Source organism: Pseudanabaena sp. lw0831, from assembly GCF_016584665.1.
Taxonomy (GTDB): domain Bacteria; phylum Cyanobacteriota; class Cyanobacteriia; order Pseudanabaenales; family Pseudanabaenaceae; genus Pseudanabaena.
On the sequence record NZ_BBJB01000005.1, the window covers coordinates 1 to 19,764 of the forward strand.

15 protein-coding genes are annotated in these 19,764 nt (G+C 40.9%); 10 read left to right on the plus strand and 5 right to left on the minus strand.

Features of this window, described 5'->3' with window-relative positions:
- Positions 1-28 precede the first annotated feature (28 nt).
- Positions 29-361, minus strand: coding sequence for a hypothetical protein (locus APA_RS01295; RefSeq protein WP_201320520.1), 333 nt, complete (start codon positions 359-361; stop codon positions 29-31).
- 234 nt (positions 362-595) lie between these two features.
- On the opposite strand from APA_RS01295, the gene psbO reads away from it, so the two are divergent.
- A complete protein-coding gene (psbO, locus tag APA_RS01300; protein ID WP_201320521.1) occupies positions 596-1,438 on the plus strand; it encodes a photosystem II manganese-stabilizing polypeptide in 843 nt (280 codons plus the stop codon).
- A gap of 53 nt (positions 1,439-1,491) precedes the next feature.
- Here the strand turns inward: psbO and APA_RS01305 are convergent, their stop codons facing one another.
- Positions 1,492-3,468, minus strand: a complete 1,977-nt coding sequence (locus tag APA_RS01305; RefSeq protein ID WP_201320522.1) for a prolyl oligopeptidase family serine peptidase — start codon at positions 3,466-3,468, stop codon at positions 1,492-1,494.
- 222 nt (positions 3,469-3,690) lie between these two features.
- Between APA_RS01305 and APA_RS01310 the strand changes: the two genes are divergently transcribed.
- On the plus strand, positions 3,691-3,972 hold the full coding sequence (locus APA_RS01310) for a hypothetical protein (protein ID WP_201320523.1): 282 nt from the start codon (positions 3,691-3,693) through the stop codon (positions 3,970-3,972).
- Complete coding sequence (locus APA_RS01315; RefSeq protein ID WP_236579359.1) at positions 3,965-4,315, plus strand: type II toxin-antitoxin system RelE/ParE family toxin; 351 nt, start codon at positions 3,965-3,967, stop codon at positions 4,313-4,315. Before APA_RS01310 ends, APA_RS01315 begins: the two co-directional genes overlap by 8 nt.
- A gap of 53 nt (positions 4,316-4,368) precedes the next feature.
- On the opposite strand, the gene APA_RS01320 is transcribed toward APA_RS01315, so the two are convergent.
- Both APA_RS01320 and APA_RS01325 read right to left on the minus strand, forming a co-directional pair.
- Positions 4,369-6,720, minus strand: coding sequence for a ComEC/Rec2 family competence protein (locus APA_RS01320; RefSeq protein ID WP_201320524.1), 2,352 nt, complete (start codon positions 6,718-6,720; stop codon positions 4,369-4,371).
- A 4-nt stretch (positions 6,721-6,724) separates the two neighbouring features.
- Complete coding sequence (locus APA_RS01325) at positions 6,725-7,000, minus strand: hypothetical protein (RefSeq protein ID WP_201320525.1); 276 nt, start codon at positions 6,998-7,000, stop codon at positions 6,725-6,727.
- A gap of 664 nt (positions 7,001-7,664) precedes the next feature.
- Here APA_RS01325 and APA_RS01330 point away from each other — a divergent pair.
- The 3 genes from APA_RS01330 (at position 7,665) to APA_RS01340 (ending at position 9,396) form a co-directional block, all read left to right on the plus strand.
- Entirely contained in the window at positions 7,665-7,976 is a 312-nt protein-coding gene (locus APA_RS01330; RefSeq protein ID WP_201320526.1) for a hypothetical protein, read from the plus strand.
- Between the two features lie 599 nt (positions 7,977-8,575).
- The gene (locus APA_RS01335; protein WP_201320527.1) at positions 8,576-8,794 is read left to right on the plus strand and encodes a hypothetical protein; all 219 of its coding nucleotides are present in this window, start codon (positions 8,576-8,578) and stop codon (positions 8,792-8,794) included.
- Between the two features lie 353 nt (positions 8,795-9,147).
- A complete protein-coding gene (locus APA_RS01340; protein WP_201320528.1) occupies positions 9,148-9,396 on the plus strand; it encodes a hypothetical protein in 249 nt (82 codons plus the stop codon).
- A gap of 102 nt (positions 9,397-9,498) precedes the next feature.
- On the opposite strand, the gene APA_RS01345 is transcribed toward APA_RS01340, so the two are convergent.
- Positions 9,499-11,199, minus strand: a complete 1,701-nt coding sequence (locus tag APA_RS01345) for a ShlB/FhaC/HecB family hemolysin secretion/activation protein (RefSeq protein ID WP_201320529.1) — start codon at positions 11,197-11,199, stop codon at positions 9,499-9,501.
- A gap of 183 nt (positions 11,200-11,382) precedes the next feature.
- Between APA_RS01345 and APA_RS01350 the strand changes: the two genes are divergently transcribed.
- From APA_RS01350 to APA_RS01365, 4 genes are all read left to right on the plus strand, one after another.
- The gene (locus tag APA_RS01350) at positions 11,383-13,926 is read left to right on the plus strand and encodes a filamentous hemagglutinin N-terminal domain-containing protein (RefSeq protein ID WP_201320530.1); all 2,544 of its coding nucleotides are present in this window, start codon (positions 11,383-11,385) and stop codon (positions 13,924-13,926) included.
- A 15-nt stretch (positions 13,927-13,941) separates the two neighbouring features.
- A complete protein-coding gene (locus APA_RS01355; RefSeq protein ID WP_201320531.1) occupies positions 13,942-16,569 on the plus strand; it encodes a CHAT domain-containing protein in 2,628 nt (875 codons plus the stop codon).
- A 693-nt stretch (positions 16,570-17,262) separates the two neighbouring features.
- Complete coding sequence (locus APA_RS01360) at positions 17,263-17,991, plus strand: DUF928 domain-containing protein (RefSeq protein WP_201320532.1); 729 nt, start codon at positions 17,263-17,265, stop codon at positions 17,989-17,991.
- Entirely contained in the window at positions 17,951-19,681 is a 1,731-nt protein-coding gene (locus APA_RS01365) for a CHASE2 domain-containing protein (RefSeq protein WP_201320533.1), read from the plus strand. The genes APA_RS01360 and APA_RS01365 overlap by 41 nt, the downstream gene beginning before the upstream one ends.
- Positions 19,682-19,764: the final 83 nt, after the last annotated feature.

Genomic DNA, 19,764 nt, shown 5'->3' on the forward strand with positions numbered 1-19,764 from the left:
TACCCAAAATTGGCTCCTTACCCTGAGTTTATTCTTCTAATTCTTCGGGTTGTTCTAAATATCGGCAAATTTCATTAATTTTCATGCGATAAATATGCGGCCAGCCACCATTTGTCTCAATATCGCGTAACAGATTAAATAGTTCATGACGACTAGTTGGTAAAGCAGGTTGAAACAAATCATCGCGAATGCGCTTATGGATTACTTCTATGACTCGCAAAATTTGCAGAAGACTAGTTGCATCGCTCTGCCGATCTTGAGCAATTTGCCATAGGCGATCGCTGATCTCTTCAAGCTCAGATAAATTAGCAGTTTGCCCCTGTTGTGATTGGTTCTGTGATTGGATTTCAGTTTGTGCCAAGCTAAGTACCCTCGTGCGCGATAATATGGTGATTGGAATTTTATAAATTAAGTCTTTAGTTAGCTAACCTCTATGGCTAGTCTAAAGCAACACCAACTCCTTAACGATCTCAATTTAAAATCCCAAACTAGATCGTATTTTTTAACAGAGTTATCATAGGCTGTGCTTTGCGCGATCCGTCCTAACTCTAAAATACTACCCGTTTAATCCCGTTAAATTTAAAAGAGGTTATTTATGAAATTTCGTAGTTTTACGAAAGCAATTTTTACATTGTGTATCAGTTTATGTATGTTAATAGCAGGCGGTCTGTTTGCTACTAATGCGATCGCTGCTGTTGAACCAGGCTTGACCTACGATCAAATTGTAAATACTGGCTTGGCGAACAAATGTTCTGATATTTTGGGTTCCTCTCGCGGTGGTCGTAACTTTATTCCTGTTGGTGCAGGGCAATCTGTGGAAATTACAGAACTTTGCCTAGAGCCAACTTCATTCTTTGTCAAAGAAGAGTCCAGCAACAAGCGTAAAAAATCTGAGTTTGTTGCTAGCAAGTTGATGACTCGCTCAACTTCTAGTCTTGACTTTGTAAAGGCAACTGTAACTGGTAACAGCGATGGTAGCCTCAGCATAGTTGAAACTGATGGTCTAGATTATCAACCGATCACCGTCAAAATGCCTGGTGGTGAACTGGTAGCAATTTTGTTCACCATTAAAGGTTTCAAAGCCAAAACTGCTCCTGGTGTAAATGGCATCACCACGTCGGTAGATTTCGTTGGCGTTACCGATGTTCCCACCTATCGTGGTGCTAGCTTTATCGATCCTAAGGGTCGTGGTCTAGCGATCGGTTATGACTCTGCTGAGGGATTACCTGGTAAGCGGAACTCTTTTGATAACCGTAGCGTAAAGGATGACTCCACCTCCAAAGGTACTATGTCCTTACAAATCGCTAAGCTCAATGCTGATACTGGCGAAATCGCTGGTACTTTTGAGACTGAGCAAACCTCTGACAACGACCTTGGTGGTGTTGAACCCAAGGAAGTAATCATTCGCGGCGTATTTTACGGCAAAGTTAGCGCTTAATTTTGTCCTCAAAAAAGAGAGTTCCTATTGGGAACTCTCTTTTTTTATGGACTTTACTGCAAATGTTTTTTGAAGAAGTCGATCGCATAGCCAATTTCTAGGACTTGGTTACTGCGCTTGCTGGAGCCGTGACCTTCATCGGGGAAAATTACTAGTTGGGACGGGATTTTTTTCTGTTCTAGAATTTTTTGAATTTGGATTGCTTCACCGACGGGAACACGCGGATCGTTTGCGCCTTGGATGATGAGCAAGGGAGATTTGATGCGATCGCTATAGGTCACAGGTGATAACTCAATCAGAGCTTCCCGATCTTTGACAGGATCGCCATATTCACTGATGCGAAGGATGCGGCGATATGGTGCAGTGTTATTTAAAAAAGTAACTAGATTGCTAATCCCTACTATGGAGACACCTGCATCATAACTGCCTGCAAACTTAGACATTCCTATCAGTGCAGAATAGCCGCCATAGCTACCGCCGACGATACCGATTTTGGGCGTGATACCGTTAATTTGCCAGTTCTTGCGAATGTAGATTGATGCATCTTCGATGTCAGTGATGACTTTGAGGCGATCGCGTCCATTGTCAGCATTGAGCCAAGTTTTGCCATAGCCATCACTACCCCGCACATTTGGCTCCACAAATACAAATCCTGAATTCACAAATAATTGTGCATAACGATTGAATCCTGGGTTACTTTGTCCTTCTGGCCCCCCATGAAAATGTACGATGACTGGACATGGCTTTTCAAGTGGATTTTGGGCAGTATTTTCACATTGAGGCGAACTATACACAAAAATGGGAATCGATGTGCCATCTCGCGTTGTGTAGTTTTCGAGCTTAGCTGCCGCAAATTTGCTGGTGTCGATTTCAGGAGTGCTTGGCAGCACCCATTGGGTTAGTTTCTGAGTTTGCCAATCGTAAACATAGCTGAGACGTGGGGCTTTGGCGGTTTCAAACCCTATAGTGGTAAAGCGCCCATTGCGAGTAGTGGAGCCTGTGTAGACATGATCGGCGCTTGTAAAATCGGGTAACTTAATTTCCTCGAAGGTATTAGCCGCGATCGCCTTAAGCTTTGTGTAACCACCATCATTAATCGAGTACAGAATACGCTGGCGCCGATCGTCAATATCAAAGCCAGATACATCTGCTTTTAGCTCTGGTGTAATCGGTGTGAATTTTTTGTCTTTGTAACGATAAAGGCGGCGAAATTCGCTGAATTTTGGGGTTAATACGAGATAATCATCAGCATTTACACCGTAGCTAATGCCATACTCTTGCTGCTCATTCTGACCAATCAGAGGAGTAGTTTGTCTAGTTTTGACATCGTATTCGTAATATTCTTGTGATTGGCTACCTGTTGCCTTGGCAAAGAGAAATTTTTCGCGATCGCCTGTTTTCGGATTTACAAACACATCAGCAATCCACCAAATCCCATCACCACCAGAAATTTGTACCTTCTTTTTGGTCTGGAGATCGTATCGATAGATGACAACCGAGTCTGGCTTGATGTCATTGGCACTGAAATAAATAATGCGTGAGTCATTTCCCACATATTGCAGTGAGGTACGAACGCCTTTTAAGTGCTGGATTGACTCTAATTCTCCGCCCTGAGTCGATTGCAAATATAGCCCCGGATTTTCTTCGCCTTGGCGATCGCGTGACAGTATTAAATATTTACCATCTGGAGTCATCCCTGAAATGGTGGTGGCATCCTGTCCGCCTGTGACTTGTACAGGAAATTTTTGCGCTCCATCCAGTCGCCATACTTGCACTGTTCCCGTAATTCCCCATGTAAAGAACATCCGCTTTCCATCGGGTGTGACCATGCCCATCCCTGGTGATCGCACATCCAAAATTGATTCAATTGGGCTCGTCACCGTTGGCGGTAACGCCGTCGGAGCATAGCGTTTGAGAATCTCAGGATCGAGGCTATCTTTACCTAAACCTGAATATTGAGCCGACGCAGGTAAAGTTGTGAGTGCAAGGCTAGCAAAAATAATTGGAAAAATTAGCGATCGCTTATTCATATTGGGATTTAACGGCTCTAAGTTTTATATTACGCTACATTATTTATCAACAAGCCTAAGCGATTAGCTCAGTAATACCAAAACACAAAATGGCTACGCCATTTTGTGTTTTTAAAACCCTTACTGGGTTTGGTTTTTAATTCACAAAAGTGTCATCGCACTTTTGTGAATTGATATAAGACTATTGTTATGATGGGCTAGGTATCTCAAACAGGTAAAGTCATGCTAGATACAGAGACTTCTATTCAAAGCAATGTAAGACAATCTTTAATACAAGAAATTGAACAGACATCAGATTATCTTTTAAGTGAGGTTCTGGATTTTCTTTTGTTTGTCAGAGCTAAACATTCTCAAGTAGAAATAAAAGCAGGTAATTTTGCATCGGTAGAATTTTATGATGAACCCCAAGAAAAAATTTTAGAGGATCTTCGCCAATCTTTACAAGATGCTAAAGAGGGGCGAGTTCATGATATTTCCCTACTTTGGGATGGAATCGATGTCTAACGATGAATCCTTGATCGTAATTCAATTCACAGATGTTTTTAAACGCCAAGTTCGTGACCTAGCAAAGCTATATCGACAAATTAAATTAGACCTTCAGCCAATTTTTGAACAACTTAAAAATGGTAAATTAATTGGCGATCAAGTTCAAAAAACTAGTTATACAGTATTTAAAGTTCGCGTAAAAAATAGTGATATTCAAAAGGGGAAAAGTGGTGGTTATAGGGTAATTTATTATGTTAAGTCTTCTACGAATATTTTATGTATTTTGATTTACTCAAAGTCTGAAGAAGACAATGTAACTTCTACAGAGATCAAAAAAGTTATTCAAGAATTTTATGATTAATTTCAGTGAGTTAAAAAGAAAACACCTCGCGTAGCGAGATGTTTTCTTTTTAATTAGATTGGAGATCGCGTGTCTTGTTGATCGCGTAGGGTATGAAAATCTTTGTCAGGATTCCATTGGATCGCACCGTCGCGTCCTGTATAAAACACTCTGATTTTTGCTTCATAAAGTTGATTGACCATAGCTTCTACGACACTAGTTGCGGAAGCGATCGCAATTTTAGGAGAGATCGCTTGCAAAATCCCTGTATCTATTTGCCCACCTGTCCACCAGAGAATATTCGCAGATAGTTTGGGAAGTAGATCTTTTTTAGTAGCGATCGCTTGTTGAGATTTGGGATCGGCATTAGGAAGTAATAACCAAGTTAGTTCGCCAGTTTTGATTTTGAGAACATCAGGGGATTGATTGAGTAGTTGAATCTCCACTTGATTATTAATCGTCAAAGTTTCACCAGCTTTTAGAGATGCTAATGGAGTTTTTGCATTGGCTAGCGATTGTTGGAGATTTTGATAAGGTTTTGGCGTGACACCGAGACTGATATCACGAAACTGAGCGATCGCTACTGAGCTAGATATCAAAGTATTCCATCCTTCGCTGACATCGGGCTGCGTATCGGTGGATATTGCCCAGTCAATGCGATTAACACCGAGCTTTTGTAAAAAAGGCTGCAATGTAAAACTGGCAAATTGCTGATCGCCGCTATTGATTAGCACCGTTTGATTTTGATTTTTGATCAACATGATCGGTACATCGTTAAATGCTGGCAATGTCACTTGAAAGACATTTGCTTGGGCGATCGCATTAGGGACAAATAGCACTACACAAGCTAAAACAAAAGCGATCGTCCAACGTTGCATTTTGCCAAACCAAGGCAATAACCAAATCGCCATAAATAAACCATAGGCAACTAACATTTGCCAGAGATTAATTGCTCCGACACTAGTACTAGCATTTGGCAAAGTATTAACCAATTGCGCGAGGTCAATCGTCCAATGCAGCAAGGGATAAAGTAGCCAAGCGATCGCAGATCCGATTGGCACAAAGATAATTCCTAAGAGTCCGCTAATAATGCCGCCATAGGTTGATATGGATACTAATGGCGTAGTAAAAACATTAGCAACCAAGCTATAGGGAGAAAGTTTGCCAAATACCAATAGTTGTAAAGGCAAAGTCCAGATATAGGCAGCGATCGGTACAGATAGTAATTCGGCGATCGCAGGTGGCAGCCATTCTAAACGTTCAGAAATCGATCGTGAGGTGGTGAGTAGTCCAAATGTGGCAAGAAAACTGAACTGAAATCCTAAATCCCAAATCCAGAGAGGTTGATAAAGCAATAACAAGACTGCGGTAACGATTAATCCAATCACAGGACGACTACGGCGTTGCACCACTAAACCGATCAAACTGCCGAAGCCCATGACCACGGCTCGTAAAATTGATGGACTAGCCCCTGTCAGCAGCAAATATCCTCCCAAACAAAGGCTTCCAATCACAAATTGCAGCTTCAGCGATTTATTGCGAGTTAAGGCGATCGCTGCACCTAATACCAATGTCACTTGAAAGCCTGAAGCTGCTAGTACCGCCGCCAATCCCGCCTGAATAAAAGCATCCTTTAGATCGCTCGGCAAATCTACCGCCCGACTCCCCAGTACCAACGAGCTAAGCAATGAACCCTCTGGCACACCAGCACCCATCACATGGGCTCGGACAATCCGACTAACAAACCACCATTCACCAAAGCTAGGAGCATCACCTTGTTGAATTAGCGATCGCCCACTCATGCCCGCAAACACCCCCTGACGCGCTAAATAGGATTTGAAATCAAAGGCTCCAAAATTATCGGCTCGATTTGGCAAATACAATCTTCCTGAAAGCTCTACTGATTGCCCTGAGCGCAAACCTGTCACCTCAATTAATGGCACGGTTACATATAATTTGCCTGAAGCCGCTACAAATTTATTAGCTTCATCGGGCTTAGCTTCGGTACTGCTACTACTAGGATTCGCCGTAGGAGTTTGAGTAATATCTTTAATATTTAATTTTCCAGAGGTATTGATCTCCTTCACCTCTAGCAAAAACTTTGCCCGCTCGCTGCGAGTCAAGCTAGGAGCTTCGATTACCTGTCCCCGCACGATCGCATTGGATAAGGGTGCATATTTAGAAATATCTTCAGCTTGAGGCTGGGGCGTGCGAATTTTGACATAAAAGCAGGCAAAAACAGCAATTAATGTTGCTAACAGATAAACCCAACGTTTAGGACCTAAGCGCCAAATGGCAGGAACCACTAACGACAAGCCAAAACCAGTGCCCAAAACCACATAAAAACCTGTCCAGTCTGGCAAAAAACTGGCATAGGCTCCCGCAACAAAAAACAAAGATAAAACTAAAACAACTTGCGATTTCATTTGCTCAGATTAAATCATCGCCGTAGGTGTTCCGAATAGCGCGATCGCTAAATTCTGATGGTGGGCGATCGTTGCTCCAAGCCCACCATACTGCTTGGCATTCACAGTGATAAAACTCTTGCCACTTGCGTTGATGATTTTCGGTATAAACAGGCGATCGGAGGTTAACCCACACAGCTTCAGCTTTACTAGGTGGCTGCCCACATTTAGGACAACAAAAACCATTGGCATGTGTAGCCTTTTCGACCCACTCTGGAGGTATTGGATTGAAAGCATCCATAAAAAATGATAGGTAACGCGACTTCGTGATCGATATTGCTGGAAATTTTGCCGAACTTATGTTGCCTTAAGTTAACGCAAGATTACCAATAAATGTCTTAACTTGTACAATTTTGATCAAGAGCTAGGACAAATCAAAACCCAAATAAATGAAGGCGGCGCTTCGCTCCGCCTTCATTTATTTGGGTTTTATGTCCTAATATGCGCTCAAACCACAAATTTTTTGGGGTTTGAGCGCAGTTCTTACAAACAATCCTTAACAGAATACAAAAAGAGATAAAAGTTATAACTTTTGTATAACTTTCTGATAGTGACAATAGCAATAAGCGTTAAGTATCATTTATCAAGATACTAGCTTAGTTAATTCTTGTTAGTTTTTTATGTGTAACCTTCTTTATTCCCTTGTCACTTGATAATTAGTGTTGTACAGCAAATTCTCACACCGCTAATTATTAAATTTACAAAAGATTATTTCAGTGGGAAGAGGGGAAGAGATTTATGGGGAGAGACCAATTTTATTTTTCGTTTTTGGATCGATCATGATTTAGTTGTTCGCTGTCTAGTAATTAAGTCAGACATCTTGAGGAACTGAACGTTAGATTGATCTTCGTATATTTTTTGCTCGGCTAATCCCTTAACAATATTACAGAAAATGGATGGATATTATGAATTACTGCAATAAACCTAATTCAAACGTTAATATTGATACACATGACTATTCTAACTATGTTGCAGATCGTGATATCAGTTCGGCATTCTCTTATCCACATCATAAAACAGATCAAATGCCGATACAATCTTCTCATCAAGCATTAATGAATGAATCAAAATCTTTGATTGCTCATGCTGAAGAACTAATGAATAACCGCAGACCAATGTCCTCTACTCAAGAATTAATTAATGAGTCAAGATATTTGATTGCTTATGCTGAAAAAACAATGAGTAATTACAAGGCAATGTATGAATTAAGAGCTTAGGAACTAGCAGTAACATCGACAGACAAATCGCAGATTCCTCGAAATTGTTTTAAGCAATTGCAATTGTTTCGTATAACATTTTGAAAATGGGTACTTACTCATTCTCAAATTCAAAGGGAATCGCAGCAAAGGTTTTGAGTTTTGAGTTTGCCTAAGGCAAACTCAAAATTGCTATATATTTGATTGAGATATCATGCCATCGTATTTACTGATGTTACGTGGAATCTTGAAGACCTTACGCAATCTCGACCATACAGAGACAAAAAATCGCGGACTTTAAAGTGTTGATTGGCTGTAACCCTATAGATTCCTAGATCTAGCCAAATCGTTCCACGTAACATCAGGTATTTAATAACTTTCTTATAACTTTTTGGTATAGACATTAACTCTTTCAATGGAATATAGTAATTTTGTAGTTAAGCACTATGATGAATTTCTGAATCCTACTGGCTTCTATATCCATTCAAAAAATGGGGATTGAGACAGGGTTTTCTAGATATCTTGGTTTATGTGTAGGGGATGGGGGAATCAAAATAATTATTAAATTGATTCTAAATTAAATTTATTGAAATCAAATCTCAAAATTCTAGGGGTCAACCATGAAAGCTTCTTCTATCTTTTGTATTTCCGCGATCGCTGCATCTAGTCTAATCACTTTAAGCACTGCTACGTTGGCATCTGCTCAGCCTAATAACATTTCCGCAAATCTATCACAGACTCCTCAAATATCAGATCATTCTACACAAAAGATTGCTAAATCCGCTGCGAAAGGTGGAAGAAGTTGTCCCACGTTGAATCCTTTGTGTGGATGGTTCTAACATTCTCTCTAATTCCAAATCAGCCTGAAAGAATGGTTTTTGAATTCTACATACCTATAGATTCGTACATCTAGCCAAATCGTTCCACGTAACATCAGGTATTTAATAACTTTCTTATAACTTTTTGGTATAGACATTAACTCTTTCAATGGAATATAGTAATTTTGTAGTTAAGCACTATGATGAATTTCTGAATCCTACTGGCTTCTATATCCATTCAAAAAATGGGGATTGAGACAGGGTTTTCTAGATATCTTGGTTTATGTGTAGGGGATGGGGGAATCAAAATAATTATTAAATTGATTCTAAATTAAATTTATTGAAATCAAATCTCAAAATTCTAGGGGTCAACCATGAAAGCTTCTTCTATCTTTTGTATTTCCGTGATCGCTGCATCTACTCTAATCGCTTTCAGCACTGCTGCTTTAGCAATTTCTCAGCCTAAAAATATTACTACGAACATAGAATTACAGTCTATTCAAATCTCAGAGCATCCCCCACTGAAGATCGCTGAAAAAGGTGAGGAAGATGGCGAAGACTCAGAGGAATACTCCGGCAGGGGATGTCCTCCTGGACTTGAATGGTTGTGTGGATGGTGGTAAATTGCTTCAAACTCATATTGATTTACAGAGTTCATAACTCAAGACGAACCACAAAAGATTTTTTGAGCTATAAACTCTGTAATCAAACACCCTGAACTGAAACTAAAATAGTTTGTATGACAGTGAAAAATAGATGCTATTGTCCTGACGATTATTCCTTATGGAAATCAGGGGTAAACCGTAATCTAATTTAGCTGTAATCCGATCGCCCATCTGCCAACGCAGCCCTAATCCTGTTCCTAGTATCCAGTTATTGCCAGTAGAAGCAGAGCCTTCACTATTCCACACACTTCCTAAATCAATAAAAGGGACAAGTTGCAACAGTCCTTGTATTTCTGGAACACGGGCAATCGGAAATCTTGCTTCTAAGGAAACATTCATTCCACTATCACCAACTAGAACATCTTGGCGATAACCTCGACCATTTTGAGAACCTCCTAGACTAAATTTTTCTGCGGCTGGCAGAGGACGATCGGCAAACTGGAGTCCGCCACTCACAATCAGCAATGTGTCTGTGGCTAAAGCCCGAATGTATTGCAACTGCCCACGCCAAGCGACAAAACTGCTATCTGGTGATTTGAGATTAACCGTAGAATTTAGAACCCCACCTAGCCCCAGACTAATCTGCGATCGCAATGCAAGTACATCCTCACTACTGCGCTGAGTAAAGTCTTGAAAAAATCGCAAAGTCGAGAGCTTAGTTCGACCAAAATCATCCGAGCCTTCCGAGAGCGGAATTGCTAATTTGAGCAAAGTTGTGAAGCTCTCACTATGAGATGCTGTCAAGCCCAGTGCAAATTCTTGGGCGGGTGTTTTGATCAGTGGTTGGCGAAAGGTTAGCTCGTAGGTAGTGGAGTTGGAATAAATATCCAGAATCTTGAAGTCGGGATCGATAACATTGCTGTTGGTATTGCTAAAAACAAAACTTAGCGTCCCATGATGGGGATTGACTGGCAATGTGTAGTTGAGATTATAGAGATTACGACCATCTGTATTTCCATAAGTTGCAGCAATCCGATCGCCTAAGCCCAGTAAGTTGCGATCGCTTATTTCAACCTGTCGCGATAACTGCCCAACACTAGGAGACGCATAATTATCAAGGCTTGCCCTGACATTAAAGGAATTTGCCTCATCAACCTTAACCGCCAAGATACTTGTTCCTAGTTGTGAGCCAGTTTTGAGTTCTGAAGAAACAAACGTGAATAAAGGATCGAGCTGTAATAATTGCAAAGCATTGAGCAAGCGATCGCGGTTTAAAGGTGCGACCGTCGCTACTTCTAGCCTAGAGCGAATATAACTAGGATCAAGGCGAGTAGTCCCCGTGATCTGAATTTCTTCAAGCTTTCCTTCAACTACTTGAATAGTGACTTTGCCGTTATTTGTTTCTTGGGGAGGGATAAAAGCACCTGATGTGATGTACCCATTGCGGATATATAAATCAGCGATCGCCGCCCTTGCTTGCAATAATTCAGTGAAATTAATGGGGCGATTGGTAAAGGGTTTGACAGCAGCAGTTAACTCCTCTGCCGAGAACACAGTACTACCAATAATTTGGAATTCCTGCACAATAAAAGTATTGTTGGCATCGGGTATTTCCAAATTGGGCTGAATTTGGGGACTAGTTGGCTTTAGTAGTTGATCAACGGGGGGCAGAAACTGGGGCGGGACTTCGGGACTTATGGGGCTAGGTGGAACTAGATCGGATGGTCTAATAGACTGGGCAAGAATAGGGTTTTTTGCTGATAAATAACCAAAGATCGCGATCGCACCGCAAAAAACAATAGGTTTCCAATGTAATCGCATCTACGATATCCTCCACACATACAAGCTTTGCCTATGCTCACAAAACTAATTGCCCAACAATACAATATAGCAATAATATTAAAAACTAAGGGATTAGTTAATCACAATAAATTTAAATTAAGTTGGTATTAGGCTTCAGAATAATTGTTAGGTTATTTTCTGTAATATTAAGGTTGGAATGATATGAAGATTTTGCGGCAGAATTGTCTTAAGAATGCGATCGCTACATTTGTTGCACTTGCTAATTTTTCTGCTGTTTTTGTTCCTGAGTATACATTTGCTCAAATTACTCCTGATACAACCCTACCAATTAATTCTGCTGTTACTGGTGGTCCATTCTTCACAATCACAGGAGGAACAACAGCTAACACCAACTTATTTCATAGTTTTAGCCAGTTTTCCTTAATCAATGGCGAGACAGCATTTTTCAATAATCTACCCGCTATCGAAAACATTCTAGTTCGGATAACGGGAAATACGATCTCCAGTATCGACGGTGCAATTAACGCCAATGGCACTGCCAACTTGTTTCTAATTAACCCTAATGGGATTCTTTTTGGACAAAATGCTAGTTTGAACATTGGCGGCTCGTTTTTAGCCACTACCGCCAATAGTGTTCGTTTTTTAGATGGGACTGAATTTAACGCCAATGCAAATACTCAAACTACTTCCCCTCTATTGTTAGTCAGTGTTCCCGTTGGGTTGCAGTTTAATGGCACAACTAATGGCGCGATCGCCTCACAGGGACTCGGCGTTGGATTAGATTATAGCCCTCCTGATTTTCTAGAGATTTTTCGTCCTGGCAACCCACCTTTGGGTGTCCAGAGTGGGCGTACTTTGGCTTTTGTTGGTGAAGATATAAATCTTCAAGGTGCAAAATTGACCGCAGATAGCGGACGCATCGAACTTGGTAGTGTCGCGGGGAGTGGTTTTGTGGCGATCGCGCAAACTGCTGGTGGATGGCGATTAAATTACGATAATGCCCCAAATCTTGGCAACATTCGACTAGAGCAAGCTTCTTTAGTGGATACGAGTGGAATAAATGGTGGAGGCAATATTCAGGTACAAGGCAGACAAGTGAGCCTGAATGATGGTTCTGCACTTCTATCTTCATCCTTGGGAACTGGACATGGAAACGAGATATTTGTCCGTGCTACCGAACTTCTTTCAGCAAGGGGAGAATCTAACGCTCCTTTCCCTAGCGGTATATTTACAGATACATCGTCAGCTTCTTCGGGAAATGGTAGTAATATTACGATCGCCACAAAAAGATTAGAAGTGACAGGCGGGGCACAAATTTCTGCTGGGGTATTTGGTTCTGGAAGTGCTGGCAATATAAAAGTTAATGCTAGTGATATCTTATTAACGGGGAGATCTAATTCAGATTTTTATGCAAGTGGAATATTTTCTCAAGTTCTGAACACAGCGGTGACGGGTAATAGTGGAAACATAACTATCACTACTGATAACCTGCAAGTCTTGGAGGGCGGGAGCCTCACAACTAATACTTTTGGAATTGGCAATGCTGGTAATCTAGATATTACAGCGAAAAACATTAGCCTTGTTGGCACTCCAAAAGCTCCAACAGGTATTACCTCCGCAGCGGATATATTCTCAACTGGCAATGGAGGGATACTCACAATTACATCAGACAATTTGTCGATTAAAAACGGAGCGCAGGTTTCTGTTGGGACGATTGGTAGTGGCAATGCGGGTAACTTATTGGTAAATGCGAAGTCAATTGATATTTCTGGACAGGTTGAGCGTGGTCGCAGTGGTTTATTTGCCAACGCCATTTTTGGTACGGGAAATGGAGGCGATATTGTCGTTAATAGCGATCAATTGATCGTTCGTGATGGGGGCATTATTAGTGCCAGCAACTTTCGCAGCAATAGTAGTACCTTCCCTGGTAGTGGCTCGGTGGGTAACATCAACATTAATTCGCCATCAATCCTGCTTAATAACGGACGTATCAGTATTGATTCATTGAGTGGCAGTCGTGGCAATATTAACCTAAATTCCACGCTGGTAGTTTTGAGGAACGCTAGCGGTATTTCCACCAATGCATTAGGAAATGCGTCAGGTGGCAATATTACGATTAATACGGACTTTCTGGTGGCAGTTCCGAGGGAAAACAGCGATATTACTGCTAATTCCTTCAATAGCTTTGGTGGACGGGTGATTATCACGGCTAAAGGGGTGATCGGGTTTCAGACAGGCAATCTCTTGACTCCCTTCAGCGACATTACCGCCACCTCGGCTTTAGGCTCACAGTTTAATGGACTTGTGGAAATTCGGACTCCCGATACTGACCTTAGCCGAGGTTTAGTCAAACTTCCTGATAATTTAACCGATGGCAATAAACAAATTGTGGCGGCTTGCGATCGCTTTCGTGGCAATGAACTCATCGTCACTGGGCGTGGCGGCGTTCCATCTGACGCGACCCAAACAATCTCCAGTCAAGCCATTTGGCGAGATTTACGATTGTCTGAGATCCCCGCAACTCAATCCAATGTCACGTCTCAAGGCGAGATAACTCAAAGCGATTCAAATAGGGTCACAACTCAGTCCTCTCCATCAATCGCCATCCAACCCCTTCCCCAAATAGAAGCCCAAGGATGGGAAAAAGATCAGAATGGACGATTAAAACTGTTAGCCTATGCAGCATCGCCTTCAGTTCCAGCGTGGCGACTCCCAGTCATTTGCCCAGCTAATCCAACCAAATAGATAGGGATAAAAAACATGAAATTTGCGATCGCTACTGCTCGAAAGTTCTGGAAAAAAATACTGGGTACAAAAAATCTTGTTTTCTTTTTAATGCTGGCGATCGCTACTTACTGCTCCATAGCGATAATCCAACCTGTGATCGCTACGCATAGCCAGAATATACCATCGCAATTGTCCCAGTCTGCTCAGCGCCCATTGCTAGAGCAAGGAATCCGTCTCTATGAACAGGGAAACCTTGCTGAAGCAGTGACAACTTGGCAACGAGCCTTAATCACCTACCGAAATGATCGAAGCGCTGGATCTAACAAATTAAGCGCTCAGCTAAATGAGGCTCTATGTCTAAATTATCTCTCAATGGCTTATCAAGAATTGGGAGAATGGCAACAAGCACAAACTACGATTGCCCAGAGTACAGCCTTAATCAATCAACAGTTGACCAGTAAAGAAGGGCAAGCGATCGCGGCAAGAATCAGTAATACACAAGGCAGCCTTCAACTTGCGATGGGCAATCCTCAAGCCGCTCTAGACAGTTGGAAAATAGCTGCGGAGAAATACAATCAACTGGGTGACGAGATTGGGTTACTAGGTAGTCAGACTAATCAAGCCCAAGCACTACAAGCATTAGGCTTATTTCGTCTAGCAAGCGAACAATTAGAAGCGATCGAATTGCGCCTCCAAAAGCAACCCGACTTAATCCTTAAATCTGTGGCTCTACATAGCTTAGGCACGACCTTGCAGACCCTTGGAGATCTTGCCAAATCCCAGAAGATCCTCGAACAAAGCTTGGCAATTGCTCAACAATTCAACAGTCCTGCCGAAAGTAGTGCCGTACTGATCAGCATAGGCAATAACTTTAGATTTATCAAAGATACAGATGTCGCCCTGCAAAAATATGAGCAAGCAGCAAAACTCTCGACCGTCAGCATCCTCCGTTTAGAAGCACAGGCTTTACAGCTAAGTTTACTTGTTGAAAGCGATCGCCCTCAACAAGTTAAAGCACTATGGCAAAGCATCGAACCCGACCTTGCGAAACTGCAACCTAGTCGTCGTAGCGTTTATTTGATGGTCAATCTGAGCGAAAGTTTGATGAAGATTAGAGAACTTAACGCCCGACCCATTGCTACATCGAAGATTTCCGATCTATTAACTGTAGCGTTGCGGCAAGCTCAATCAATCCAAGACCGTAGAGCTGAGTCCTTTGCACTTGGTGCGCTAGGTGGGCTTTACGAACAAAATCAACAACTTGCCGAGGCATATCAACTTGCCCAACGTGCGCTTGTGCTGGCTCAATCAGCAAATGCTGATGATTTACTTTATCGTTGGCAATGGCTATCAGGAAAGATATTAAATCAACAAGGCAAATCAGATCTTGCGATCGCCGCCTATCGCCAATCTGTAAAGAATATCCAAAGTCTGCGTCGAGAAATCGCAGCCACATCACCCGAAGTTCAGTTTGCCTTTCGCGATCGCATTGAGCCTATTTATCGCGAACTCGTGTCTTTATTATTAAAGAGTGAAAAGCCCTCTCAAGAAAACCTGATCCAAGCACGTCTAACTCTAGAGTCATTGCAAATCGTAGAACTAGAAAATTATTTTCGAGCAGCTTGTTTAAATATTCAACCACAACAAATCGATGCGATTGACTCCAATTCCGCAGTGCTCTATTCGGCAATCTTGAGCGATCGCCTAGCAGTGATCCTCTCATTGCCCAAAGCCCCTTTGCAATATTACTCAACGAATATATCGCAGGCAGAATTAGAAGAAAGTGCAGATCAATTTCTTCAAGCTCTTAATCCCGCATTTTCTGAGCGTATTCGCTTAAAAATCTCGCAAAAACTATACGACTTGATCATCCGTCCGACAGAAAATGCCCTCACCGACAAGCAAATCAAAAATTTGGTATTTGTTCTAGATGGCTCATTGCGAAATCTGCCCATGGCAGCCCTACATGATGGCAAAAAATATGTGGTCGAGAAATATAGTGTCGCTTTGACCCCAGGACTACAGATATTAGGTGCAAAGGCGCTTGATCGCAGTCAACTTAGAGTCTGGTTAGGTGGACTATCAGAAGCCCGACAAGGTTTTACAGAGCTAAAGGGCGTAAAGTTTGAAGCATCCCAAATCGCCAAGCAAATTTCCACTAATTTAGAGCTCAACAGTGACTTTACCAAATTAAATCTTCAAAAAGGTCTGACGGAGGAAAACACTGCCATAGTCCATTTAGCAACGCACGGACAATTTAGCTCCGATCCAGAATCAACATTTATTCTGGCTTGGGACGAGCGCGTCACTGTGCCCGATTTCTATAAGTTTTTGCGCGATCGTACCGACAATCGAAAACAACCTTTAGAGTTACTTGTTCTCAGTGCTTGTAAAACTGCCGAAGGTGATGTGAAAGCTATCTTGGGACTTGCAGGTATCGCAATACGCTCAGGAGCTCGGAGTACGATTGGCAGTCTATGGGCTGTGAATGATGACTCAACCAGTAAGCTGATGTCAAACTTTTATGACATTCTCATCAAGCAACCAACTATTTCCAAAGCGGAAGCATTGCAGAAATCTCAACTTTCAATACTTAAAGATTCACAATACCGACATCCATACTACTGGGCAGCTTTTGTACTAGTGGGTAGCTGGCTTTAAGCTGCAATACACTGCCAAAATAAATACCTGTGCATAATTAATTACCAAGTACAACCCATAAAGCTGCGCCCCGCATAGGCTTAACTTTACGGGTTGTGCTGATTTATTCGGCACCGATACTTAATAGTAACCTATTGCTAATATAAATATTGCAGTTCTAATTCGTTCGTAGATTTTTAAGTTTTTGGAAGCAATCCTAAACAAGTTGACATGCAAAACAATTAGGAAGAATTCATGCTTTCGGGTAAACGAGCCCTAATTATTTAGAATTGTTAGAATAGCACTTATCCTAGTAGATAGTTGGCTTTTATATAATCACTTATCTTACTAAGAACCACTATCTAAAAGAAATATATTGTTAGGAAGAAAATTGTATCAAATAACTAGTAGACATAGAAATTTTTTGTATATATATCTTTTGTATAACTTTTAAGTATAGCTAAATCATAATCACTAGACTATGATAAATCACAGTTATTGTATCCAGCACTACTTTTACAATCACCAAAAAAACAAGGATAAAAATCAGTATATTTATTGATTTTTATCTTTTGCTATTGGGTGTAGCAATCCTAAATTAACCATATGAAGATAAAACTAATAATAAGGGAATTAATGCCATTGGCTTTCCTTCAAATAATTTAAAATTTCTATATTAACTATGAATATTTTCTCCCAATTGAGGATATAAAAATGTACTCAAATTTATCTACGCTCTCCAAGATTTTTCTTTCGACATCAACAGCTACTTTACTATCATTTGCATTTATGCCTGAGATAATGTTGGCGCAAACAATTAATTTTAAGCCACCTAGTGGTGGAGCACCTAAGACTACAACTGGAGCAGCAACTCGTGACGAAAGCTGTTTGATCGACTCAACTATACCTAGTAAACCAGTAAAAACATTACCAATATTGCCTCAATCAAACTTCGGATTAACCATATCCAGTCGTCCTGAATTGCCAATATTTAAAGCCAAAACATCAGCAAAACAAATATTTTTGAGTCTTGAAAGTGAAGATAGCCAAGAGGTTTACCAAACTTTTCTGCCTTTACCATCAGAGGTTGGATTTGTCTCTATTAACTTTCCCAAAGACTCGCCAGATCTAGTCGCAAATAAGAAATATAGATGGACGATGGCATTTATCTGTGGAAAAACACTCAAACCCGATAGCCCCATCATTTCAGGCTGGATTCAACACATACCAATATCGCAATTTCTGACCACCAAGCTAAAATCGGCATCACCAGTTGATCGAGTTGTGATATATGGCGAAAATGGCATTTGGTATGACATGATCAAGGAACTCAATCGATTGCATAAGCAAAACCCTAGCAATCAAACTCTTTCTAAAGCTTGGGACAAGTTGATAAAAGATCATGTCGTTCAATCATCTGAATCCGTTACGCAGACTAAATAAGAGCTTGATTCGAGCCGTAGAGAAAGTCCAATCGAGCATATTTACGGCTCCAATTTTTATCGTTACTCTAGTTCTTTTAGTACAGATGTTTGGTACATTTCAATTACTAGAGTTGAGATTCTTAGATAAACTCTTTCAATTGCGAGTATCTGAAGGTTCAGATTCTCGCATTGTCATGATCACTTTTGATGACAGGGATATCGCAAAAGTTGGAAAATGGCCATTCGCAGATCATGTAGTAGCGAAACTAATTACTACAATAAAAGCAGGTGATCCAAGAGTAATTGGATTAGATGTATATCGCGATCTCCCAGTAGAGTCAGGATATGACGAATTAAAACAAGTTTTTCAATCCACCCCTAATTTGATTATTGCTGAAAAATTTGTTGAGCCAAGTGTGCCAGCACCAACTTACCTTAACTATGAAAATCAAGTTGGTTTTGTTGATGTTTCCGTGGATCAAGATGGCATAGTAAGAAGAGGGTTACTATCTATTGAGAAGCCTAATAAAGAGATCATTTATAGCTTTCCACTTAAAATCGCCTTGAAGTATCTAGCTTCAGAAAATATATTTCCACAGCTATCTTCAGGTAGCGATCGCACAGTTACTTTGGGTAAAGCCAAATTTTCCCCATTAGATTCCTACCAAGCAGGTTATGCATCCGCCGATAATGGCGGCTACCAAATTTTGCTCAATTATCGCTGTCTGAGAACATGTTTTCAGGAAGTTTCCATGACAAATGTTCTAGAGGGTCAATATCCAAAAGATCTGTTTAAAAATCGGATCGTTTTAATTGGCTCTACCGCAGAAAGTCTCCGTGATTTTTTCTTTTCTCCCTATGACAAAATTCCAGGTGTACATATTCATGCCAACTTAATATCACAAATTATTAATGGAGCCATAAATAACCGTCCATTTTTAAAAACCTATCCAAAGTGGCTTGAGGGAATATGGGTTCTTGTATGGGCTTCTATCGGCGTTAAGGGGATTTCAGGATTTTTGAGAGGGGGTAATCTTGGGAAAACTCAATTTATCACGGGTATACTAACTTTCCTTTTAATATCAATTTTGGGATTGGTCTTAATTAGCTACGTTTCTTTTCTGTTTAGTTTTTGGTTGCCAGTATTTCCTACTCTATGTTCATTTTTAATAAGTAGTGTCATCTCCATTATTCAACTTGGTGAAAAGTTTCGCTATGCATCAAATATTGATGAACTAACACAGATTGCAAATCGGCGTTATTTTGATCGCTTTCTGATGAAAAATTTTCATGCAAAGCAAGCTCTTTCTGTACTGATCTGCGATGTTGACCACTTTAAGCTTTATAACGACAGCTATGGGCATCAGGAAGGAGATACATGCTTAAAATTGGTGGCTCAGGCTATTAACAAATCTGTACGCAGTGGTGAACTGGCTGGTCGGTATGGAGGCGAAGAATTTGCAGTGATCCTTCCCCATACTAGTTATGAAGAAGCTTTAGCTATAGCAGAAAGGATCGTTACAAATGTGAGTAATCTCAATATTCCTCACAAAAGTTCTAAGACCAGTAATGTGGTGACATTAAGCTGTGGAGTTGCGAACATGACGGTCGAGGATAGTTCTAGCTTGGATTTGTTGATTAAAGCCGATCGCGCTTTATACAAAGCAAAAGAGCAAGGACGGAATAGAGCGTTGGGATATATTTCGTGATAGTTATAGCCATTGCGAAGTAGCTAGTCATAATTAGTTACAAAGCAAAACCCAAAATAAAAGTGGCGGCGCTTCGCGCCGCC